This is a genomic window from Flavobacterium sp. DG2-3 (assembly GCF_030730925.1).
Lineage (GTDB): Bacteria > Bacteroidota > Bacteroidia > Flavobacteriales > Flavobacteriaceae > Flavobacterium.
Genome location: NZ_JAVAMB010000001.1, coordinates 841250 through 864288 on the forward strand (window position 1 = coordinate 841250; position 23039 = coordinate 864288).

Annotated in this window: 24 protein-coding genes; 14 read left to right on the forward strand and 10 right to left on the reverse strand. The window is 33.3% G+C overall.

Annotated features, from left to right (window positions below):
* Positions 1-78: 78 nt before the first annotated feature.
* From Q9Q97_RS03575 to Q9Q97_RS03590, 4 genes are read left to right on the forward strand one after another with little or no spacing between them, the layout of a single operon-like run.
* On the forward strand, positions 79-294 hold the full coding sequence (locus Q9Q97_RS03575) for a DUF350 domain-containing protein (protein ID WP_306154691.1): 216 nt from the start codon (positions 79-81) through the stop codon (positions 292-294).
* Positions 287-1807 carry a polyamine aminopropyltransferase gene (locus Q9Q97_RS03580; RefSeq protein WP_306154693.1) on the forward strand — a complete coding sequence of 507 codons (1521 nt, stop codon included), beginning with the start codon at positions 287-289 and terminating at the stop codon, positions 1805-1807. Before Q9Q97_RS03575 ends, Q9Q97_RS03580 begins: the two co-directional genes overlap by 8 nt.
* Positions 1782-3410 (forward strand): NAD(P)-binding protein, encoded by a 1629-nt coding sequence (locus tag Q9Q97_RS03585; protein WP_306154695.1) that lies wholly within the window; start codon positions 1782-1784, stop codon positions 3408-3410. Before Q9Q97_RS03580 ends, Q9Q97_RS03585 begins: the two co-directional genes overlap by 26 nt.
* Entirely contained in the window at positions 3388-4407 is a 1020-nt protein-coding gene (locus Q9Q97_RS03590; protein WP_306154697.1) for a hypothetical protein, read from the forward strand. Before Q9Q97_RS03585 ends, Q9Q97_RS03590 begins: the two co-directional genes overlap by 23 nt.
* 220 nt (positions 4408-4627) lie before the next feature.
* On the opposite strand, the gene Q9Q97_RS03595 is transcribed toward Q9Q97_RS03590, so the two are convergent.
* From Q9Q97_RS03595 to Q9Q97_RS03605, 3 genes are all read right to left on the reverse strand, one after another.
* The gene (locus Q9Q97_RS03595) at positions 4628-5386 is read right to left on the reverse strand and encodes an SGNH/GDSL hydrolase family protein (RefSeq protein WP_306154699.1); all 759 of its coding nucleotides are present in this window, start codon (positions 5384-5386) and stop codon (positions 4628-4630) included.
* Positions 5387-5454: 68 nt separating this feature from the next.
* A complete protein-coding gene (locus tag Q9Q97_RS03600; protein WP_306154701.1) occupies positions 5455-6237 on the reverse strand; it encodes a DUF3050 domain-containing protein in 783 nt (260 codons plus the stop codon).
* 88 nt (positions 6238-6325) lie between these two features.
* Positions 6326-7504 (reverse strand): acyl-CoA dehydrogenase family protein, encoded by a 1179-nt coding sequence (locus tag Q9Q97_RS03605; protein ID WP_248729059.1) that lies wholly within the window; start codon positions 7502-7504, stop codon positions 6326-6328.
* Positions 7505-7671: 167 nt separating this feature from the next.
* Here Q9Q97_RS03605 and Q9Q97_RS03610 point away from each other — a divergent pair, with 167 nt between their 5' ends.
* Positions 7672-9450: a helix-turn-helix domain-containing protein gene (locus Q9Q97_RS03610; RefSeq protein WP_306154705.1), complete on the forward strand. Its 1779-nt coding sequence runs from the start codon at positions 7672-7674 to the stop codon at positions 9448-9450.
* A 13-nt stretch (positions 9451-9463) separates the two neighbouring features.
* Here the strand turns inward: Q9Q97_RS03610 and Q9Q97_RS03615 are convergent, their stop codons facing one another.
* Together Q9Q97_RS03615 and Q9Q97_RS03620 are read right to left on the reverse strand one after the other, a co-directional pair.
* Positions 9464-9607 (reverse strand): rSAM-modified peptide, encoded by a 144-nt coding sequence (locus Q9Q97_RS03615; protein WP_306154707.1) that lies wholly within the window; start codon positions 9605-9607, stop codon positions 9464-9466.
* 45 nt (positions 9608-9652) lie between these two features.
* Positions 9653-9796 (reverse strand): TIGR04149 family rSAM-modified RiPP, encoded by a 144-nt coding sequence (locus Q9Q97_RS03620; protein ID WP_306154711.1) that lies wholly within the window; start codon positions 9794-9796, stop codon positions 9653-9655.
* Between the two features lie 583 nt (positions 9797-10379).
* On the opposite strand from Q9Q97_RS03620, the gene Q9Q97_RS03625 reads away from it, so the two are divergent.
* The 7 genes from Q9Q97_RS03625 (at position 10380) to Q9Q97_RS03655 (ending at position 18093) form a co-directional block, all read left to right on the forward strand.
* Entirely contained in the window at positions 10380-11936 is a 1557-nt protein-coding gene (locus Q9Q97_RS03625; protein ID WP_306154713.1) for a vitamin K epoxide reductase family protein, read from the forward strand.
* A gap of 57 nt (positions 11937-11993) precedes the next feature.
* Entirely contained in the window at positions 11994-12176 is a 183-nt protein-coding gene (locus Q9Q97_RS03630; protein ID WP_306154715.1) for a hypothetical protein, read from the forward strand.
* A 69-nt stretch (positions 12177-12245) separates the two neighbouring features.
* Complete coding sequence (locus Q9Q97_RS03635; RefSeq protein WP_306154717.1) at positions 12246-12380, forward strand: hypothetical protein; 135 nt, start codon at positions 12246-12248, stop codon at positions 12378-12380.
* A 45-nt stretch (positions 12381-12425) separates the two neighbouring features.
* Positions 12426-12617 (forward strand): hypothetical protein, encoded by a 192-nt coding sequence (locus tag Q9Q97_RS03640; RefSeq protein WP_306154719.1) that lies wholly within the window; start codon positions 12426-12428, stop codon positions 12615-12617.
* Between the two features lie 314 nt (positions 12618-12931).
* Entirely contained in the window at positions 12932-15124 is a 2193-nt protein-coding gene (locus tag Q9Q97_RS03645) for a peptidase domain-containing ABC transporter (protein ID WP_306154721.1), read from the forward strand.
* A 2-nt stretch (positions 15125-15126) separates the two neighbouring features.
* Positions 15127-16416: an HlyD family secretion protein gene (locus Q9Q97_RS03650; RefSeq protein ID WP_306154723.1), complete on the forward strand. Its 1290-nt coding sequence runs from the start codon at positions 15127-15129 to the stop codon at positions 16414-16416.
* A 36-nt stretch (positions 16417-16452) separates the two neighbouring features.
* On the forward strand, positions 16453-18093 hold the full coding sequence (locus Q9Q97_RS03655; RefSeq protein ID WP_306154725.1) for a S41 family peptidase: 1641 nt from the start codon (positions 16453-16455) through the stop codon (positions 18091-18093).
* A 37-nt stretch (positions 18094-18130) separates the two neighbouring features.
* Here the strand turns inward: Q9Q97_RS03655 and Q9Q97_RS03660 are convergent, their stop codons facing one another.
* The 4 genes from Q9Q97_RS03660 to Q9Q97_RS03675 all read right to left on the reverse strand — a co-directional run bounded on the left by Q9Q97_RS03660 (position 18131) and on the right by Q9Q97_RS03675 (position 20645).
* Entirely contained in the window at positions 18131-18838 is a 708-nt protein-coding gene (locus Q9Q97_RS03660; RefSeq protein WP_306154727.1) for a tRNA1(Val) (adenine(37)-N6)-methyltransferase, read from the reverse strand.
* A 120-nt stretch (positions 18839-18958) separates the two neighbouring features.
* The gene (locus Q9Q97_RS03665) at positions 18959-19309 is read right to left on the reverse strand and encodes a four helix bundle protein (RefSeq protein ID WP_306154729.1); all 351 of its coding nucleotides are present in this window, start codon (positions 19307-19309) and stop codon (positions 18959-18961) included.
* 232 nt (positions 19310-19541) lie between these two features.
* Positions 19542-20066 (reverse strand): ribosome maturation factor RimM, encoded by a 525-nt coding sequence (gene rimM, locus Q9Q97_RS03670; RefSeq protein ID WP_306154732.1) that lies wholly within the window; start codon positions 20064-20066, stop codon positions 19542-19544.
* Positions 20067-20081: 15 nt separating this feature from the next.
* The gene (locus Q9Q97_RS03675; protein WP_306154734.1) at positions 20082-20645 is read right to left on the reverse strand and encodes a 30S ribosomal protein S16; all 564 of its coding nucleotides are present in this window, start codon (positions 20643-20645) and stop codon (positions 20082-20084) included.
* A gap of 183 nt (positions 20646-20828) precedes the next feature.
* Between Q9Q97_RS03675 and Q9Q97_RS03680 the strand changes: the two genes are divergently transcribed.
* Positions 20829-21317, forward strand: coding sequence for a DUF6252 family protein (locus Q9Q97_RS03680; RefSeq protein WP_306154735.1), 489 nt, complete (start codon positions 20829-20831; stop codon positions 21315-21317).
* A gap of 109 nt (positions 21318-21426) precedes the next feature.
* Positions 21427-21798 (forward strand): RNA-binding protein, encoded by a 372-nt coding sequence (locus tag Q9Q97_RS03685; protein WP_306154737.1) that lies wholly within the window; start codon positions 21427-21429, stop codon positions 21796-21798.
* A gap of 97 nt (positions 21799-21895) precedes the next feature.
* Here the strand turns inward: Q9Q97_RS03685 and leuB are convergent, their stop codons facing one another.
* Positions 21896-22951 (reverse strand): 3-isopropylmalate dehydrogenase, encoded by a 1056-nt coding sequence (gene leuB, locus Q9Q97_RS03690; RefSeq protein WP_289664457.1) that lies wholly within the window; start codon positions 22949-22951, stop codon positions 21896-21898.
* Between the last annotated feature and the right edge of the window lie 88 nt (positions 22952-23039).

Here is a 23039-nt window from a genome sequence, read left to right on the forward strand (position 1 = left end):
AGAAAATTATAAATCAACAACGAGCGGAAGCCGAACATCTTATAACCGTTTTTATCACAAATAAAAAAATCAATCAATATGGAATTAATTCACGCCCAGCCAATAGTAAACTCGATAATTTATTCTTTTTTAGGAATTGTTATTTTGTTAATCGGCTATTTTATCATTGAAAAACTAACTCCAGAACACACTTGGAAAGAAGTTGTAGAAAAAAATAATGTTGCTGTTGCGATTGTTTTGGCAGCATTTATCATTGGAATCTCCATGATTATTAGTGCCGCAATTCATGGGTAAAAAGTTTCTTAGGTTTGAATATCTTTTACTTTTTGCCGTATTTATAATTGCCACCTGTGGACTTATTTATGAGTTGGTTGCAGGAACTTTGGCCAGTTATTTATTAGGCGATTCGGTAAAACAATTTTCGTTTATTATTGGCGTATACCTGTTTTCTATGGGTATAGGCTCGTTTTTTTCCAAGTTTTTTCATAAAAATCTACTCAACACTTTTGTTGAAATCGAAATACTGGTCGGACTTATAGGAGGTCTGAGTTCGGTAGTTCTATTTCTATTGTTCGAAAATGTTGGGTCTTTTCAGTTTATTTTATACTTATTCGTTTTTGTAACGGGTTTCCTGGTCGGATTAGAGATTCCGCTTTTAATGAATATTTTAAAAGACAGAGTCGAGTTTAAAGACCTCGTTTCGAATGTTTTCACGTTTGATTATATCGGGGCTTTGCTGGCTTCAATTCTATTTCCGCTGGTTTTGGTTCCGAAATTAGGAATCATGGGAACTTCTCTTTTCTTCGGAATGATCAATGTAAGCATTGCAATCGTACTTTGTTTTTTGCTGAAAAGAGAATTAAAAAAGGTTTATTTTCTGAAAGCAAAAGCCATTTTTTCGTTTGTATTATTACTGGCGGTTTTTATTTTTTCGAATGATATTCTGGCGTATTCAGAAGGCAAATTGTACGGAGAAAACATCATTTATACCAATTCGACACCTTATCAGCGCATTGTTTTAACGCACAATAAGAGCGATTACAGACTTTATCTGAATAATAACTTGCAGTTTAGTTCGGCAGACGAATACCGTTATCACGAAGCCTTGGTTCATCCCGCAATGTCGATGGCAAAAAGCGTCAAAAATGTTTTGGTTTTGGGTGGAGGAGACGGTTTGGCGGTTCGTGAAATCCTGAAATACAAAGACGTCGAAAAAGTAACTTTGGTCGATTTGGACGAAGGAATGACGAAGTTGTTCAAGACCAATACGGTATTGACCAATTTCAACCAAAATTCACTCAATAATCCTAAAGTAACAGTGATCAATACAGACGCTTATATTTGGGCAAAAAGCTGTAAAGAGCAATTTGATGTCGCGATAATCGACTTTCCAGATCCGTCCAATTATAGTTTGGGGAAATTGTATTCGCTGAATTTTTATCAGACCTTAAAAACCATTTTAAAGCCAGACGCAGTGGCAGTTATACAAACCACTTCGCCTTATTTTGCGCCAAAATCTTTTTGGTGTATAAATAAAACCGTAATGCAAGTTTTCCCGCAAGTCGACGCGTATCATGCATACGTTCCGTCATTTGGAGAATGGGGTTATACGATTGCGATAAACGGTTTCGGGACTACATTTAATACCGTAAACCGAAAAGCAGAAAAATTGAAATTTTACAATTATCAGTTTGATCGATTTAATTATTTTACAAACGATATGATTTCGAACGAAATCGAAATTAATCGTTTAGACAACCAGATTTTAGTACGTTATTTTGATGAAGAGTGGGGAAGACTGCAATAAATCTAGAAGGAGTTTTATAAAAGTAATCGGTGCGGCTTTAATTGCGGTTCCGTTTCTGCAGTTTTGTTCGGATAAAATTGCGGTGCTGCTAATTCGTTTATCTGGAACCAAACATTTGCTCGGACATCGTTTATGGATTAAAGATTTTCCTAAGCCGACTAAGCAAATCAATATTCCGTATTTAATTGTCGGCGGAGGAATTTCGGGTTTGAGCGCTGCACGACAATTTCAAAAAAGAGGCATTTCAGATTTTTTAATTTTAGAATTAGAAAACCATTTAGGAGGAAATTCTTCCAATGGACAAAACAAATACTCGAAATATCCTTTAGGGGCACATTATCTGCCATTACCCAATTTTCAAGACAAAGAACTGCTTCATTTTCTAGAAGAAGAAAAAATAATTTTAGGTTACGATTCAAAAGGATTTCCCATTTTTGACGAATTGCAGCTGACTTTTGCTCCAGACGAACGTTTGTTTTACAAAAACAACTGGCAAGAAGGCGTAGTGCCAAAAAACGGCAATTTAGTTTCTGATGATTTGGAGTTTGAGAAATTCTTCAAGCAAATGGACGTTTTTAGAACTGGAAAAGGAGAAGACCAAAAATTTCTGTTTGATATACCAATTTATCTTTCTTCTAAAGACGAAAAGACAAGAACTTTAGACAAAATCACGATGAAACAATGGTTTATAGACAATCATTTTACTTCTGAACCTTTGTTTAATTATATCGATTATTGTTGTAAAGACGATTTCGGTTTGGGAATTGAATACGTTTCGGCTTGGGCAGGAATTCATTATTTTGCCGGAAGAAAGCAAGACAGCACGCCCGAAAAACACGACAGCGTTTTGACATGGCCAGAAGGAAATGCGCGACTTGCCACTCATTTAAAAAAATATACGACTGATAAATCTTTGAAGAATCATTTGGTTTATGAAGTGAAAATCGAAAACCAAAAAGTAATCGCAAAAGCTTTTGATGATGCGACAAAAACTTCTGTTGAAATCATTGCTGATAAAGTAATTATGGCATCTCCGCAATTTGTAAATCAGTATTTGATTTCAGATCGAAAGGCATTTACAAAAGATTTTCATTATACACCGTGGCTTTTGGCGACTTTAGTTGTCAATGATTTATCAGATAATGGCAGTTTTCCGCTGTCTTGGGATAATGTAATTTATGGTGCAAAAGGTTTGGGATATGTTTATGATCAGCATCAGACTTTGAATCAAGTTCAGGATAAAAAGGTCATTACGTATTATTATAGTTTTTCTTCTGCCGATTTAAAGAAAACAAGAAAAGAACTTTATAAAAAAGACAAAGAATATTGGAAACAGTTTGTTTTGAATGATTTAAAAATTGCCCATCCTGATATTGAAGAATGTACAGAAGACATAGAAGTTTTTCTTTTGGGACACGGAATGATTTCGCCAGCACCAGGATTTATTTTTGGTGAAGCGAAGAAACAAGCCAAACAGAATATTCAGAAAAAGATATATTTCGCGCATAGCGATTTGTCTGGAATTTCGATTTTTGAAGAAGCTTTTCATCAAGGAATTAATGCAGTAAACGAATTATTAGATGACACAACCTTGGATTCATAAAGCCAAAACAGATCTGGCATTTATTATCGGACCATCCTTTTTTGTGCTGGCGATTATCTTTATTTTTCAGGATTATATTACTGAAATTGAAGAACATTATTCTTTTTATACGTGGCTTTTTCTAATTGTTTTTATAGACGTAGCGCACGTTTATGCGACTTTATTTAAAACTTATTTTGTTGCCGATGAATTTCAGAAACAAAAGCGAAGATTGATTTTACTGCCTCTTTTTTGTTTTGTAACAGGAATTGTGCTTTTTTCTTTTGGAAGTTTAGTCTTTTGGTCATTTTTAGCTTACGTGGCGGTTTTCCATTTCATCAGGCAGCAATACGGATTTATGAGATTATACGCTAGAAAAGAAACTAAAACCAAAATGTCAGTTTGGATTGATAATTTGGCTATTTATGCTTCAACTGGATATCCGATGCTATATTGGTTTTTTTCGTCTAAGCGAAAGTTCAACTGGTTTGTGGAAAATGAATTTTTTAGATTTGAAAACGAAAAATTGCTGGAAATCCTGTTTTGGATCTATGTTGCAATTATGATTTTGTATGTGATTTACACCGCTGTAAAATCTATTCAAAATCAGTTTTTTAATATTCCGAAGAACAGCATTATTCTAGGAACGGCACTTTCTTGGTATTTCGGAATTGTTTATTTTAATAATGATTTGATTTTTACTTTATTGAATGTCGTTTCGCACGGAATTCCATACATGGCATTGATTTATTTTAAAGAAATCGACGGAAAATCGGAATCTGAACTAGGGAAATTGTCTTTTTTAAAACAATATAAAGGACTTTTGATTTATATTGGAATTCTTCTTGCAATTGCCTTTTCGGAAGAATTTCTTTGGGAACTTTTTGTTTGGAATGAAAATATCAGTGTATCCAATTTTGATTTTTCGAACTGGCAGATTTTATTGGTTCCATTACTGACGGTGCCTCAGTTTACGCATTATTTATTGGATGGTTTTATTTGGAAATCGAAGAAATAAATCAATCAAGTTTCGTAGAAACGAATAAATATTGTAGCAACGGATTTTAATCCGTTGAAAAGAGATTCATATAGATTTTCCTGCCGCCGCTTATGGACGGATTAAAATCCGTCCCTACAAAATTATTCGAGCCGATGGCTCTTCTATATTTCAAAATAAAATTTAGTAGCGACGAATTTTAATCCGTTAAAAAAACGAATTTTCTATTTCTAAAAAAAAACTAATTCTGCAACGCTATTTTAACTTTTGGCATCATTTTGTCGACAAATATTTTATAGGCAGATTCTGAAGGATGAAGTCCGTCTGAAGCCACTAAACTTGGACTGTTAAGGCCTTCGCGAGTAATCTCAGTAATCGAAACAAAAGCAATTTGATTGGTGTTGCAGTAGTTCTCTGCAAAATTATTGTATTGTGTAATTTCTGCTGAAATTTTGTTGCTTTGATCTCCTGCAAGAGCTTGACCGTATGGAGTATACGCGTAGTCTGGAATAGAAATCACAACAACATTTTTTCTGTCGCCTTTGGCCAGCATTATCGCTTTATTGACCAGTTCTGGAAATTCTTTTTCGTAAACAGAAAAATTTCTATGCTGATATTGATTGTTGACGCCAATTAAAAGTGTAACCAAATCATAATTGGATTCTGGCTTTTGGGTTTCAATTGCTGATAATAGATTAGATGTTGTCCAGCCTGTTGTCGCAATTATTTTAAGCGAAATCGAACTAGAATACATGGCGTTTAAACTCGCTTTGAGTTGTTCTGGAAAACGGCAAGTCGCGCAAACGCTTTGGCCAATGGTATAACTATCGCCTAAAGCTAAATAATTTATTGAACCTGAAATTGGAGGTTCGGGCGTTTTGGGCGGAGTTACAACCGGGGGAGTTATTACAGGCGGAGGTGAATCTGTTTCTTCGGCATTACAGCTCAAAAGAAATATGGAAAATATAACGGTAACTATTTGTTTAAAATGTGGTTTCATAATCTGTTTAAATTAGATTTTGCAGTCGCTTTAAACAAATAGTTACGTTAAATATGCGGGTTTGGATTTTATACCATTTCGGTTTTCATCACGATTTCTTCTTCAATGGCATTCCAAAGTGCGATGCGTCTTTCTAAGGCAAGAATAGAAACTTCTTCAACTTCTTTCCATTTTTGTGCATCTTCTTCACATAATTCTGTAATCATTTGCATCGCCATTGGTCCGTGTTCGTCGGCATCTAGTTCGATATGTCTTTCAAAATAGTAAAGTAATTTCGTCAGATCGGTATCGGGAAGGTTTTTCTGGAAATTTTTCAAAATCTGAGTAAACATACTCGGAATCAAATCTTCTCTTCCAAAGGTGAACGCAGCTGCAATTTCGTGTGGTTTTCCTTCTTCGATAACTCTAAAAGTAAAATCAAGAAAAGACTTTACATTTGGATGCAATGAACTTTGTTTGATGGCAACAAATATATTATGTAGCGAATGTACTTCTGATAAAAAGCTCAAAACTCCAGTTGTATCGGCACCGCAAGCTTCCATTGCTTCCAAATACATTTCGTAATGGCTTTGTCTCCTTCCGTCTAAAGTTAAATCAGTTTCTTCTGCAAGAACAATTTCATTAATTAAATAACGGGTTTCTGGATTTTTAGTGGCAAACCAAGGTGTTGTTGTACAGGTAAGTTTGGCTTGTAATGCTTTTAATAGTGACATAAAATCCCAAACAGCAAAAACGTGAGTTTCTAAAAAGCTGTGTAACTCATCTATGTTTTGAATCTTATTATATAAAGAGTGGTTTAATAATTGGTCTTTTTGTGGTTGTATGCTTTTGTTTATCGTTTCGATATTCATTTTAAAAAATTTTGATGCAAAGATAAAAAGCTTCTCTGTTAGAAGAAGCTTTTTAGATTGATTTTGTATATATTTTAATAATTATCAATTATTTAAACGCAGGAATTCCAGTTACATCCATTCCAGTAATCAGTAAATGAATGTCATGAGTTCCCTCATAAGTAATCACACTTTCTAGATTCATCATGTGACGCATAATCGAGTATTCGCCAGTGATTCCCATACCTCCGAGCATTTGTCTTGCTTCGCGTGCGATGGTAATTGCCATGTTTACGTTGTTACGTTTTGCCATAGAAATCTGCGCTGTTGTCGCCTTTCCTTCATTTCTTAAAACACCTAAACGCCAAGTTAATAATTGCGCTTTTGTGATTTCGGTAATCATTTCGGCCAATTTTTTCTGTTGTAATTGAGTTCCTCCAATCGGTTTTCCAAACTGGATTCTTTCTTTTGCATATCGTAAAGCCGTATCGTAACAATCCATTGCTGCTCCGATTGCTCCCCATGCAATTCCGTAGCGAGCCGAATCTAAACAGCCAAGCGGAGCGCCCAAACCAGATTTATTAGGTAAAAGATTTTCTTTAGGCACTTTTACATTATCAAAAATCAATTCGCCAGTTGCCGATGCACGAAGTGACCATTTATTATGTGTTTCTGGAGTTGAAAATCCTTCCATGCCTCGTTCTACGATTAATCCGTGAATTCTTCCTTCTTCATTTTTAGCCCAAACAATAGCAATATCAGCAAAAGGCGCGTTTGAAATCCACATTTTGGCACCATTTAAAAGATAATGATCGCCCATATCTTTAAAATTGGTAATCATACTTCCTGGATCTGATCCGTGATCAGGTTCTGTTAAACCAAAACAGCCGATAAACTCTCCTGTAGCCAATTTTGGCAAATATTTCATTCGCTGTTCTTCGTTTCCGTATTTCCAAATTGGATACATTACCAAAGAAGATTGTACAGATGAGGTAGATCTTACGCCAGAATCGCCTCTTTCAATTTCCTGCATAATAAGTCCGTACGAGATTTGATCTAATCCTGCTCCTCCATATTCTACTGGAATATAAGGACCGAAACCACCAATTTCACCAAGACCTTTTATAATTTGTTTCGGAAATTCAGCTTTTTGAGCATATTCTTCTATAATTGGAGAAACTTCTCTTTTAACCCACGCGCGAGCAGATTCTCGAACTAATTTATGTTCGTCTGTTAGCAAATCGTCTAAGTTATAATAATCTGGAGATTGAAATAGGTCTGGTTTCATGTTGTTTAATTTTTATCAAAGCAAAGTTACACAATAAAAATATAACAAATAACGGTTAAATTGTTATATTTATATATAGTAAAAATATAATTAATAGGAATTTGGCAAATTAATTGTAGTTTATTGATAATTTATAGACTATTTTTGAATTCCAAAAACAAACTTTAATGAGGCTGATCATCTCTTTTTTCTTTTTATTACTAATACTTTGCAGTGGAGCCGCTCAAACTAATGGAGAGCTTTCAGAAGAGAAGTATTTAGAATTACAGGATAAAATACGTTTCAGCATTAATGGTAATTATGACGAAGGCTTGACTTATGTAAATCAAATACTTAAGTCTAAAAATGAGATTCATGTTGCATTTGCTTATGGAGCAGCTTCTTATTTATATCAATTAAAGAGCAACATTGACAAATCTGAAAAAATGTATGCTGAAGCTTTAAAGCATCTGAATAAGATTCCGGAGTCTAATGAGAAAACAAAATTGCATGCGTATTTATGTAACTATAGAGGTCTTATTTATTGGAAGAGATCTAATTATGGAAAAGCGCTAGGAAGTTATCAGGAAGGGGTTAAGCTTTCTTCTAAAATAAATGATGTCGTTCAGGTTATAAAATTCAAAGCGAATATTGCTTTACTCAATGAGAGTGTAGGCAATTATCAATTATCCATAAAAATTTTAAGACAGAATGATTTGTTTTTAGATAAGAATGAAGGGCTATATGAAAAAGATCAGTTTCAAAATGCTAAAAGTAATACCTATACTAATCTGGGAAATTCTTATGAAGGATTTTACAATAAAAATCGAGAGAAAAAATATTTATTAGATTCTGCAGAGTATTACTATAAAAAAAGTATAGCATACTCGGATAAGTTTATTAATAATAAAATTACTTCAAAACTTAGTTTGGGTAATATTTATGTATTTAAAAAAGATTATACCAACGCCGAAAAAATTTACTATGATATCTCTTTTTATGCTAAACAGGTAGAGAATGAATATCTATATCAAATTGCCAGTTATAACCTAGGAGACCTTTACTATTCTATTAAGAAATATGATAAAGCACTTATATTTTTAAAAAAGGTAGATTCTATTAGCCAAAAAAACAAAACTGCTGATATTGGTTTTTTTAAGTCTAACTACATACAGGCCAAAATTTACAGTATTAAAAACGAACCTGAACTGGCTTACAAACACTCTAAAGTATATTTGGATTCTTATGAAAAATACGAAGGGAATTTAAGAGAGGAAGCATTAGAGGTTAACTATAAACTGGGAACAGAAGATCTAAGTCAAGAAATGTTTGATGTCCAGGAGAAATATAAATATGAGGTTTTTTGGAATAAGGCCTTGAAAATATTTTATGTAATTCTGGTTATCGGAATTGTATTTTTCCTCATCAAAAATATTAGAGATAAAAATAAAGCCCAAAAGAAAATGAATGCTTTGATTGAAGAGTTCAAAGCTAATCTAGAAAGAAAAGAACTTGAGAAAACAGAAATAGAGAATGTTCGTGCGGAAGAAGAGATAACAGTTGAGGTTTCTGAAAATGAAGATGTTATTCTGAAGAAAGAAAATGCAAATTTAAGTATTGATGAGGCTAAGGAAAATAAAATTGTAGAAAAATTATTGGCGCTTGAAGAAAAACTAGAATACCTAAATGCCGATTTTACGCTTTCGTACGCGGCCAAAAAAATCAAAACCAATACAACTTATTTGTCTTATGTCGTGAATAAAAGATTTGGAAAATCTTTTAGTGAATATTCCAATGAACTGAAAATCAACTATGTAATTAACCAGATGATTACAAATCATTTGTATCGAAAATATTCTACACAAGCAATTGCAGAAAGTGTTGGGTTTAAAAATGCCGTTTCTTTTGCAAAATCATTTCGCAAAAGAACTGGAGTGTCTCCAGCTCAGTTTGCGAATAATATTTAATCTGTATTAACTTCTATGTATTTCCATTTCCGCCATTGTTTTTTTTCGGATCGTTTGGATCAATAGGATCATCTTCCCCACCTTTAATCGTTTTTTGCTCTTTTCTAGAAATTGTTTCTAATTGAAAATCTTTAAATGTTAATTTGTTATTTTTCATGACATTATTTTTTTGGATTAATTTTAAAAGTTTTTCTGGTTTGCTTTAGGTGTTACCATTTCCACCGTCATTTTTTTTAGGATCGTTCCCGTCAACTGGTTCTCCTTGTCCACCTTTGACTGTTTTTAGCTCTTTTTTAGAAATTGTTTCTAATTGAAAATCGTTGAATGTTAATTTAGAATTATTCATGTTTTTATGCATTATATTAAAAATTAGTACTATAAATCTTTCATAATTTTTCTAAGCAACTTTATCAAATGCGACAAAAAACTGCGCTAAAAAATTGGTTTATGTAAAGATTTTTTTGGTTTATTTTAGTTCAAAAAGCAGTAGAAAAAATATTACTTTAAGGTAATTCTATGTTTTTTAATTAATCCTAACTTACTTTTTTGGGAGTGTTTTTTTGATGCTTTTAAGGGGCAATTTTGATGATTTAAAATCACTTTTTGTTGCCTTTTTTTATGATTTTTTTCTTGTAAAATCATAGGATTTATTTGCCCTATTTTTCATGTTTTTTAATGTTTAGATTATTGCTTATCCAAAACTAGATAAAAAGAAAGACCGTTAATCGAAAATGGACTTTTTGAGCTTTTTGATGAAAAAACGAGTACGTAATGCGCTGAAAAACAATCTATTGCAATATTTACTATACTTGGTATAATTTATAAATTGTATGTGGTATAATTAATAAAATGTATGCATATATGCATTTTTTATCAATAAAATCCCCAATCTTTGCAGTGTAATTATGATTTAAAAACGATCAAAAACGATGTTAAAACTGGTCCAAAAATTTCTGCAAATCAATCGCTACTCAGACATAAAAAATGAGTTCAAGGATCTGTTTTTGTCTCATCCGAATTATCCGAGTTTGTTTGCCATTACAGATTCGTTTGATTTGCTTTCTGTAGAGAATGCAGCCGTAAGAGTTTCGAAAGAACAGATCGAAGATTTGCCGTCTAACTTTTTGGCTTATTTTAAAGATGAATTAATCTTAGTCGAAAAGATCAAAAGCGGAGTTAGAATTACAACCACAAAAAAAGGAACTCAAAAATTATCGTATGACAAATTCCTTTTAGACTGGAATGGTGTAATTGTAGCTATTGAACCAAACAATGTTGTAGCAAGAGAAAATCTAAAAATCGAATACAATTGGTTAAAATACTTTTTGCCACTTGTGCTTCTAGCCGGATTGTCTTTCTTCTACAATCGTTTTGATATATTTAGCGCTTCATTTTTGGTAACATCTGTTCTTGGTTTAATTGTAAGCATCTTTATTGTACAAGAAAGATGGGGAGTTAAAAACACAGTGATTTCAAAATTCTGCAATTTAAGTTCCAATTCTTCTTGCCACTCCGTAATAAGCTTCAATGATGATATTGCAAATAGATGGATTAGTTTTTCAGATTTGCCATTGCTTTTCTTTAGCTCAAGCATTATTGCGATATTGGTTCAGCCTTTAAGTTCAGCTGTTTTTGTTGGGTTTTTAAGTCTATTGGCTATTCCAATAATAGTTTGTTCGATTTGGATTCAAAAATTTGAGATTCAAAAATGGTGCATCATGTGCTTAGCAATCTCATTTTTAATACTGGTTCAGAGTATTGTTTGGTTTTCTTCAGATTTATTTACACTAAGTTTTAGTTTCCAAGCCATTTTTCCATACGTGTTTTCTTTATTGCTTTTAATACCAATTTGGGCAACAGTTAAGGTAATGATTAGAAAAATGCTTGAGAATGAGAACTCTCTTAAAGAGCTTAAGAAATTTAAAAGAAATTATTCGCTATTAAACTTTTTGTCTAAAAAAGTAAAATATACAAAAGGATTTGAAGATTTAAGAGGTTTGACATTTGGTAATAAAAATGCAGGAGTGAGGCTTTCTGTAATCCTTAGCCCAAGCTGCGGACATTGCTATAAAACTTTTCAAGAAGCTTTTGATTTAGTGTTAAAATATCCAGATAAAATATTTTTGAATGTTCTTTTTAATATTAATCCAGAAAACAACGATAATCCATACAAAGCGGTTGTCGAAAGACTTTTAACGATTAATAGAACAACGCCAGGAAAAACAGTTGAAGCAATTTCAGACTGGTATATCAAGAGAATGATTCACAAAAAATGGCTTAAAAAATGGAATGTTGATTCTGTAAGCATGATGATAAATCAAGAAATTCAGAAACAATACGATTGGTGCTCTATGAACAATTTTAATTACACACCTATTAAAATTGTAAACGACAGGCTGTTTCCTAATGAATATGAATTGAATGAATTGAAATATTTCTTAAATGATTTTGTAGAAGAAGTTCAAATTTTAGAAAAAACAGCATAAAACACAGAAGTTTCGACTGTCCAAATAGAAATAGTTAAACCCCAAAAACCTGCAGTTATGTTAAAAAATATTTTGAAATTGAAAGGTGCAGTAGAATTGACTGCTAATGAACTGAAAACAATAAACGGAGATCATGCTCCTATTTGTGAAGACGGATTTAAAGCTAAAAGATGTACAGAATTTGGAACTGTACCAGCGTACTGGAACTGCATTCCAAGTAATTATGTCGGAAGCTGCTAAAGAGGAAATTTTAAGCATCAAGTTATTAGAGATTTGAGGCTTAAACTCAAAAATGTAAATAGCTAGATTATGTTAGAAAAAATTTTGAAAAGCAAAGAAACAAGAAAACTGACAAAAAAAGAGCAGAAAAATATTTTGGGCAGTGATTATGCGCAAGAATTCAATTGCAATGATGCGGCTGTCGATAAATATTATGCTTGTTAATTTTCAAAGAAGTAACAGAAAGATAGTTACTAAAAAAGGTATTATATGCTAAAGAAAATTTTAAGCCTTGAAGGTGCTCAGCACATTAATAAAAGTGAGCAAAAAACCATTAGAGGGGGAATTCCAGAATGCTGGATTTATGCTTTGCAAGCAGGATGCATTTTAATACCGCCAGGCGAAACTTGTCCGCTAAATACATCATCGGGTATTTGTGATACAAGTCGTCTTTGTTGTTAATTTTTAACTTTTTTAAAAGTAATACGATATAGCCTTATTTAGAATTTAGTCATGTTTTTTTTGAATGTATAGGCGCTCGATCGTGGAACATTGAGCATATTCTCAGTATTGATGATTGGTACTGAGATTCTTAGGAGTTGGCCGCTGTGTTAGTTTTATTTGGTTAGGGTAACCGCGGCCATGTCCTAAAGAAATTGTGTTGCTAAAATTTGTTTTTAAATAGTTAAACAGAGAAGATTTATATCTTCTCTGTTTTTTTATGGATTAACAAGAAAATTTTTTCTTACATTGGTCTTGAATAAATCAAAATAAAATTGAAAAAATTCGCGCATTATAGACAAGCAGACCATAAAGATTGTGGACCGACATGTTTAAAAATTATTGCTAAATATTACGGTAAAACAATCAATATTCAGGAGTTGAGAGATTTTAGCGAAACAACTCGTGAAGGGAGTAATTTGCTTTTTTTGAGTGATGCCGCCGAGAAAATCGGATTTCGAACTTTAGGGGTTAAACTGTCTGTAAAAAGAATTGAAGAAGCTCCTTTGCCGTGTATTCTTCACTGGAATAACGATCATTATGTAGTACTTTATAAAATTAAAAAGGGGAAATATTATATTTCAGATCCTGCTTTTGGCCTTTTAGAATACAATAAGCAAGAGTTTGTTAAATTCTGGATTGGTAATAATGCCAATGACCAAACAAAAGAAGGTATTGCCTTATTGATCGAAGCAACGCCTAAATTTTTTCAATCTGAATTTGATAAAGAAGAAAATTCAGGATTAGGATTCCGTTTTCTCTCCCAATATCTGCTTCAATACAAATCATTTCTTATCCAGCTTGCGATAGGACTTTTAGCGAGCAGTTTGCTCAATCTGATTTTTCCTTTTCTGACACAGAGTATTGTTGATGTCGGAATCCAGAATCAGAATATCCATTTTATCTATCTGATCCTTTTTGCCATGCTTTTTGTTTTTGCAGGAAGAACAGGCTTAGAACTCATCAGAAGCTGGATTCTGCTGCATTTATCCACTCGAATCAATATTTCTCTTATTTCAGATTTCTTTATCAAATTAATGAATCTGCCTATTTCCTTTTTTGATGTTCGAATGACGGGAGATATTATGCAGCGAATAAATGATCATCGCCGTATTGAGAAAATATTGACCACATCATCATTGAATGTTCTTTTTTCTGTGATTAATATGTTTGTCATGGGGGCTGTTTTGGCCTATTTCAATCTGCAGATTTTTTTAGTCTTTTTTGCAGGAAGCGTATGTTATTTTGCATGGATTGTTTTGTTTTTGAAAAGAAGAGAAGCATTAGATTATAAACGATTTGCGGAAGTTTCTAACGAACAGAGTAAAGTAATGGAACTCATAAACGGAATGCAGGAAATAAAGCTTCATAATGCCGAAAAGCAAAAACGCTGGGGCTGGGAGTATGTTCAGGCGAGACTTTTCAGGGTTTCTATAAAAGGATTGGTTTTGGAGCAGACACAAACCATCGGTTCTTCGATTATTAATGAATTAAAAAATATATTTATCATCTTCCTGTCGGCCAAATTAGTAATCGATGGTTCTATAACGTTGGGTATGATGCTTGCCATAAGCGCCATTGTTGGAAGTTTAAATGGTCCAATTACACAACTGATTGAATTTGTAAGAGAATTGCAAGATGCTAAAATTTCGCTTGCGAGATTGTCCGAAATTCATGAGAAAGAAGACGAAGTGCAGCAGGAAATCAATCAGACGAACGAAGTCCCGCAAAATGTCGATATTGAAATTAAAAATCTTTCTTTTCGATATTTAGGTTCAGATGTTCCCGTTTTAGATAATTTAAATCTGATAATTCCTTGCAATAAAGTAACTGCGATAGTAGGAGTCAGCGGAAGTGGTAAAACAACTTTAATGAAACTGCTTCTTAAGTTCTACGAACCCGAAAAAGGAGAAGTCCTTATCGGAAATTCGCAGCTTAGAAATATATCGCAAAGTGCCTGGAGATCCAATATTGGCGCTGTGATGCAGGAAGGTTTTATTTTTAGCGACACTATTGCCAATAACATTGCTATTGGAGTTGACAGGGTAGATAAAGAAAAACTGCTTTATGCTGCTGATGTAGCCAATATTAAAGAATACATCAGCGAATTGCCTTTAGGGTTTAATACCAAAATAGGGGCAGAAGGTCTGGGAATGAGTACCGGACAAAAACAGCGCTTATTAATTGCAAGAGCAGTTTATAAAAATCCTGAAATTCTATTTTTTGACGAGGCAACTTCGGCATTAGACGCCAATAATGAAAAAGAAATCATGAAAAAACTGGATATCTTTTTCAAAGACAAAACCGTAGTTGTAATCGCGCACCGATTGAGTACAGTAATGAATGCAGATCAGATTGTGGTTTTAGACAAAGGAAAAATCATCGAGATCGGAAGCCATTCTGCATTGGTGGAACAAAAAGGAAATTATTTTGAATTGGTTAGAAATCAGCTGCAATTAGGAAATTAATCATGAACGAAGATACATTTGAATTAAGAAGCGAAGAAGTGCAGGATATCCTGACCAAAGTGCCGCATTGGATGATACGATGGGGAACTGTTCTGATATTTGCCATCATCATCATGCTGTTTTTTGTTTCGTGGTTTGTAAAATATCCAGACGTTGTAAGGACGGAAATCGTAATCACCACTAATATTCCGCCAGAGAAAATAGTGTCCAAATCTTCTGGGCGCATTGAAGCTATTTTAGTTAAAAACAAAACGCTGGTTGCCAAAAACAGTACATTGGCCATTATTGAAAATACGGCCAATTACAAAGATGTTTTTCTGCTAAAAAATATTGTAGATAAATATGATATAAACAACTCAAAAAAAGAATTTCCTTTCGAATTATTAAAAAACAAACAATTAGGCGAAATAGAAAGTGCATTTGCCGTATTTCAAAAAGATTATCAAGCGCAGGAATTAAACCAGGATCTGCATCCTTTTGAGATTGAAAGCAGAGCGCAGAAGTCAGAAAAAATTCAGATTACAGAGCGGTTAGAAATTCTGCAGCAGCAGAAATTGCTTAATGAGCGCGAATTGGAACTTCAGAAAAACGAGGTTGCCCGTTTTGAAACGTTATTCAATAAAGGGATTATTTCGGCTCAAGAAATGGAAGCCAAAAAACTGAATTTTCTTCAAGCTCAAAAGAATTACAGAAGTTTACTGTCGTCAATTTCCCAACTGAGGTCTTCTCTTATTGACAATACAAAATCAAGCCAGAATTCGCAGATAAACAGTACCAGAGAAGAAGTTAATCTCGGTCGGAGTGTTTCTCAGTCTTTTTACCAGTTAAAAAAAGTAATACGAGATTGGGAACTGGCATACGCCTTAAAATCGTCAATTAGCGGTAAGGTCACTTTTCTGCAGGTTTGGAATGAGAATCAGACCATAAATGTTGGAGACAATGTGTTTTCGATTATTCCAGATGCAAAAAACAGCTTCATCGGAAAAGTAAAAGCGCCGGCTTTAAATTCAGGAAAAATAAAAGTGGGGCAGAGAGTCAATATTCGACTGGCCAATTATCCTGATAGAGAATTTGGCGTTCTGAAAGGTGAAATAAAAAATATTTCCTTAGTGCCAGATAAAGATGGAAATTTATTGCTGGACGTGGCACTTCCAAACGGTTTAAAAACTTCTTATAACAAACAGATTGCCTTTCAGCAGGAAATGAAAGGAAGCGCAGAAATTGTAACCGAAGATTTGCGTTTAATAGAACGAATTTTATATCAGTTTAAAAATATTTTTGAACAGGTTTAACACAAATCACAAATCTAACCAGAACCATTTTCCTAAATGAAAAAAACATTACTCTTTATTCTTCTTTTATTATTTCAGTTTTCTTTTTCAAAACCAATAAATGAAACTCAAAAGTTAGCGGCAACATGTAAAGTTTGGGGGTTTCTAAAATATTACCACCCAAATGTTGCGAGTGGAAAATTTGATTGGGATCAACAGCTTTTCGAAGTTTTGCCTAAAATTGAAAAAGCAAAAACTGATGCTGAGTTTTCAGATGTTTTAGAAAAATGGATTAATTCTTTAGGGAAAGTAAAAGTCTATAAAGCTGAAATTGTTTCTGAAAAGATGGAGTATTTTGATAAAAATTTTGATCTCTCTTGGATTCAGGAAAATGAATTTTTTGCTAAAAGCCTTTGTCAAAAGCTTAAATTTATTGAAGAGAATAAAATTCAAGGAAAGCAATATTATGTTGAAGAAGGCATTGCATTCAAAAATGAAATAGAATACAGTGAATTTAATGATAAGGATAAAAAATTTCGTCTTTTGGCTTTGTTTCGTTTTTGGAATTATGTAGAATATTTCTTTCCGTACAAATACCAAATGGATCAAAACTGGGATTTGACTTTGAATGAATTTCTGCCAAGAACAATTAGTCCAATCTCTGAGAATGATTATTATTTATCACTAAAAGAACTGAGTGCTAAACTGAATGATAGTCATGCTCTTTTTGGAGCAAATAAATTATTTCAAATTTTCGGATGGAAATCTATTCCTTTTAATGTGAAAATTATTGATGATAAGGCAATCGTTACGGGTTTTAAAAATGATTCTCTATCAAAGATAAACGATGTAAAAATTGGTGATATTATTACTAAAATAAGAGGAGAATCAGTTGTCGAGCTTATAAAGAAAAATCAAAAATATATTGAAGGTTCTAATTCTCCTGCTATTTTAAACAAAATAGATTGGCCCGTTTTTTATAATAAGACAAATACTGCTGAAATTGAATTTATCAGAGATAATAAAACAATGATAAAAACAATAAATTTCTATGAATATAAAGAACTAATGATTAATTATGAAAATCATCAGGAGAAATATAAATTGCTGGAAAATAATATTGGATATGTGAACATGGGAGCGTTATTTCCTGATGATGTGGAAGCTATGATGGAAAAATTTAAAAATACAAAAGCTATAATTTTTGATATTCGCAACTATCCGCAGGGCACCAATTATCTTATTGCAGAATATTTAAATCCGGAACCAGTCGAATTTGTAAAATCGGTCGATATTGATTTAAGTTCTCCTGGGCGTTTTATTTGGAGAAAAGATGCTGAAGGTGGGAAATGCGGAAAAATTAATCCAGATTATTACAAAGGCAATGTCATTATTTTAGTAAATGAAAAAACAATCAGCCATTCTGAATATTCTGCAATGACTTTGAAAGTTGCTCCAAAAGCAACTATAATAGGAAATCAGACCGCAGGCTCAGACGGATATAGTTATAGATTTGAAATTATTAAAGGTCTTTGGACTTCTTTTACTTGTTATGGAGTTTTTTATCCAGATAAAAAAGAGACCCAACGTATTGGGATTGTTCCAGATATTGAAGTTCAGCAAACTATTTTAGGAATTCAGAAGGGTAAAGATGAAATTCTGGACAGGGCAATTCTTTTTGCTAAAAATGGAAAATAGGGAGAATTTAAATAGAAACCCTTGTCAAAGATGTTTTTTACATCTTCAAATAAAACTCTTTTGTCAATTCAATATATTCGGGCGTATAAACATGCCTGTCAATTTCAATGACTAATTCATTAACTTCGATTTCTGAAATTTCATTTCGGCTAAAAGCCAATAAACTACGTTTGATTTCAGAAGTCGGAGTTCCTTTTACTCTTGTAATTTTTATTGGGTAAAGTTCTGATTCCTTGGCTAAAGCAATAAATTTTTCTTCTTCTTTGAAAGGAATAATAATCGCAAGAATACCATTTTCAGAAAGTAATAGATCGGCAGCTTCAACAATTTCTTCAAAAGGCATTGCATCTTGAAAACGCGCTAAATCACGTTGTTCACTTTCTGTTTTATAATTTTCAGCATAGAACGGCGGATTCGAAACGATCAAATCATATTCATCCTCAGGTTCTTCGATAAATTCATCCAAACCTGCATGAAAACAAAATAAACGATCGCCCCAAGGAGAACTTTCAAAATTTTCTACCGCTTGTTCGTATGCATCTTCATCAATTTCTAAAGCATCAATTTGTTCTGCGCTAGAACGCTGTGCGATCATCAAAGCAATAATTCCGGTTCCCGCACCAATATCTAATACACTAAACGGATGATGAGAAACAGGAGCCCATGCGCCTAATAAAACGCCGTCTGTACCGACTTTCATTGCTGTTTTATCTTGTTTTACAGAAAATTGTTTGAATTGAAACATAAATAAAAATTCCAAATTTTTTAAATTCCAAATTCCAATGTTGGGTAGAAATTCCAATATTGAAATCCCAAATTCCAATTGAAGAGGATTGAGCAACAAAAGTAATATTTTACAAATTAATTACTTTGATGTTTTGGAAATTATAGCTGATAAAATTTTTCGCAATTCTTCTATTTCGAATAATAGAGATTCAGATTGATTTTTTTGCTCGGGATTTAGTTCATGTAATAAGCGAATCCAAAATTTAGATTCTTTAGCTTCTTTTCGGGCTATTTTGAGTCGGAAGATTAAATCTTTATCACCAAGTTTTTCATTTGCTTCGATATAATTTGCACCTACAGAGCCAGAAGATCTTACAAGCTGTTTACCATCTTCAATATTAGAAGTTGTCTTAGGTAGTGTTTTAATATAATTTTGACATTCTTTAGCAAATAAAAAAGTTCGCTCTTCTAAGTCAAATGGTTTATTCATGGTGTAAATTCCAAATTCCAAGTTGGGATTGTAAATATAGAACAAATGTTATCAAAAGAAAGTTTTTTCTTTCAAATTTGTTTTTGAAATAATAACACTTTAATTGAAATTTCCTTTCGGTTGGAATTTGGAATTTCTCACAGGTATTCCTTCCCAGCATTGGAATTTGGGATTTCAATATTGGAATTTCCTTTTAGTTGGAATTTGGAATTTAAAAAATTTGGAATTTTAATTAAAGGTACATTTCGATCAATCCCTCAGGAAGATCCATAACAACCTTTTTGTTCTCGCGGTCGATTTTTACCAAGAATTGGTCAATCATTGGAACTAAGATTTCAACTTCGCCATTTAAAACTTCAAAAAGAGGTTGGGCAGTTGAATCATTGATAGAAGTTATTTTTCCGAAAACGCCTAAACGTTTGTCTTCAATTTCAAAACCAATAACTTCGTGAAAGTAGAATTTGTTACCGCTAAGTTTTGGTAACATAGATAAAGGAAGATAAATACCGTTTCCAACAATAGCATCAGCTTCTTCTTCGGTGTTTACATCTTCAAAACGAACTCTTAGAAAGTCGTTTTTATGCATTGAGCTTGACTCAATAAAAAAAGGAACCAAGTGTTTGTTGTGTTCAACAAACACTGATTCCAGATTTTCGTATAACTCAGGTTCGTCTGTATCTAAATAGATCAGAACTTCACCTTTGAAACTAAATTTTTTAGCGATTTTACCTAAATAAAAACAGTCTTCTTTACGCATTATCGCTAAGTAAAATTATGCTTCAGTTGTTTCGTTATTCTCTTCAGCAGCAGGAGCTTCTTCAGTTGCTTCAACTTCAGCAACTTCTTCAGCAGCAGGAGCTTCTTCAACAGCAGTAGCAGCAGCAAGCGCCTCAGCTTGAGCTTGAGCACGTTTAGCGTTTACTTCTTTTTCAGCTTTTAAAGCGTTAGCTTTAACATCTGCTTTTGCTTTAGATAAACCATCTTTCTTAGCATCAACTTTTCCAGTTTTAGCCTCTAACCAAGCTGCTAATTTAGCGTCTGCTTGCTCTTGAGTTAAAGCTCCTTTGCGGATACCTCCATCAAGGTGGTGTTTCAATAAAGCGCCTTTGTAAGAAAGGATTGCTCTTGCAGTATCAGTTGGTTGTGCACCATTGTGTAACCATTTTACTGCGCTGTCAAGATCTAGCTCAACAGTTGCTGGGTTAGTGTTTGGATTGTAAGTACCGATTTTCTCTAAGTATTTACCATCTCTTTTTGAGCGTGCATCTGCAGCTACAACCCAGTAAAAAGGTTTTCCTTTTTTACCGTGTCTTTGTAATCTAATTTTTACTGACATAATCTGATGATTAAATTTTGAGGTACTCGACCTCTGTTAATTAAGGGCGCAAAGATATAATTTTTTTACGAAATATACGTTTCAAAAAGCATTAAATATATAAGAGCTGTTTTTTCAGCATTTTTTTGACTTTTTAGTTTCAGTTCTTAGTGTATTAAGTCTGCACCAAATTCATTTTTAAACATGAAAAAATACTTCTGTTTTTTATCACTTATACTTCTGCTAGGATCTTGTACAGCAGATATTGCATCTAATAATACCGCTTTTCAAGCTTTAAAAGAGAACACTTTTTGGAGAGCTCAAATTCATGGAGTAGAAATGGAAACGAATGGAGTTTTTATTGTCGAAAGTTCTCTTGGCTACGAACAAATCAATTTTCAGCTTCCTGAAATAGCTGAGAAAACTTTTGTTTTAGGTGTGGATGAAAATACAAAGGCCATTTATAAAACTACAATTGAAGGACAAGAGGCAGAATTTAGCACTGGAGCAGGTAAAGGAAATGGAGAAATTACAGTGACCGAATATAATAAGGAAGAAAATACTATTTCGGGAACATTCAAATTTACGGCTGTTAATACTAATCCTGATGCTGAAAAACAGGAAATACATTTTACTGAAGGTGTTTTTTATAAAATTAAGATAGGGGCAGATAATAAAATTCCAGCCGAATAATACTGCTATTCGGTTATGCTTAAATCCAAATAAAAACTTAAATAAACTTATATATAGTAGATTAGAAAAAAATAAGACTACATTTGTCAAGTATTATAAATAAATATCTATGAATATTTTTGTTGGAAGCCTTCCATTCAGTATTGAGGAAGCAGATTTAAGAGAGTCTTTTGAGGCTTATGGTGCAGTTGACTCTGTTAAAATTATTACTGATAAATTTACTGGAAGAAGTAAAGGATTTGGTTTTGTTGAAATGCCAAATGATAGTGAGGCTCAAAAAGCTATCGATGAATTGAACGGTGCTGTAGTTTCAGGACGTACAATTGTTGTGAATAAATCTGAGCCTAAACCAGAAGGCGAAAGAAGAAGTTTTAATAACAACCGTGGCGGAAACGACCGTGGTGGTTATGGAAACAACCGTGGTGGAAATGACCGTGGAGGTTATGGAAATGACCGTGGTGGAAACAGAGGAGGATATTAATATTTTTTTTCTAAAATATAAAAGGGATCAATTTTCATTGATCCCTTTTTTTGTTTCAAGTTTCAGGAACCTGCAACCTGAAACAAAAATTAACTAATTATACATTCGCAGCCAACCAGTCACCAACTTCTTTTGTTCCGTAGGCTTTGCCTCCGTTAGCTAGATCTTCAGTAACTACTCCTGCTTCTAAAGCTTTGTTTACAGCATCTCTCATTGCTTTTCCTTCTTCCATCAATCCGAAGTTTTCGAACATCATAGCAGCAGATAAAACAGTAGCCATTGGATTAGCAATGTTCAATCCTGTAGCTTGTGGGTAAGAACCGTGAATTGGTTCAAATAAAGATACTTCAGCTCCCATAGATGCAGAAGGCATTAATCCCATTGAGCCAGAAATTACAGAAGCTTCATCTGTTAAAATATCTCCAAATAAGTTTTCTGTAATCAATACGTCATAAGAATTTGGCCATTGAACCAAACGCATCGCAACTGCATCAACAAATTCGTAGCTTACTTCAACTTCTGGATAGTCTTTTTCCATTGCCTGAACCGTTTCTCTCCACAAACGTGAAGTTTCCAAAACGTTTGCTTTGTCCACACAACATAATTTTTTAGAACGAGTCATTGCCAATTCGAAACCTTTTTTAGCCAAACGCTGTACTTCAGCTCTTGTATAAACACAGTTATCGTAAGCAGTGTCTCCGTTATCTTTTCTTCCTTTTTCTCCGAAATAAATTCCGCCAGTTAATTCTCTTAAGAAAACTAAGTCTGTTCCTTCGATTCTTTCTCTTTTTAATGGAGATTTGTCTAATAATGAAGGAAATGTAAAAGTTGGTCTTACGTTTGCAAACAAACCTAATGCTTTACGCATTTTTAACAAACCTTGTTCTGGACGAACTGGCGCAGAAGGATCGTTATCATATTTTGGGTGTCCAATCGCTCCAAAAAGAACGGCATCAGCATTTTTACAAACTTCGTGTGTTGCATCTGGATAAGGCTCGCCAACTGCATCAATTGCAGCGGCACCAGTTAAAGCTGGTTTCCAAGTAATTTCATGTCCAAATTTTTGTGCAATAGCATCTGATACTTTTACGGCTTGATCGATTACTTCTGGTCCGATTCCGTCACCGGCTAAAAGGGCTATGTTTAATTTCATTCTAGTTTTTTTAAAAGGTTCTAAGGTTCTGAGTTGCTAAGATTCTAAGGTTTCTTAGCGATTATTTTTTAAGCTTCTGAGCTACTAA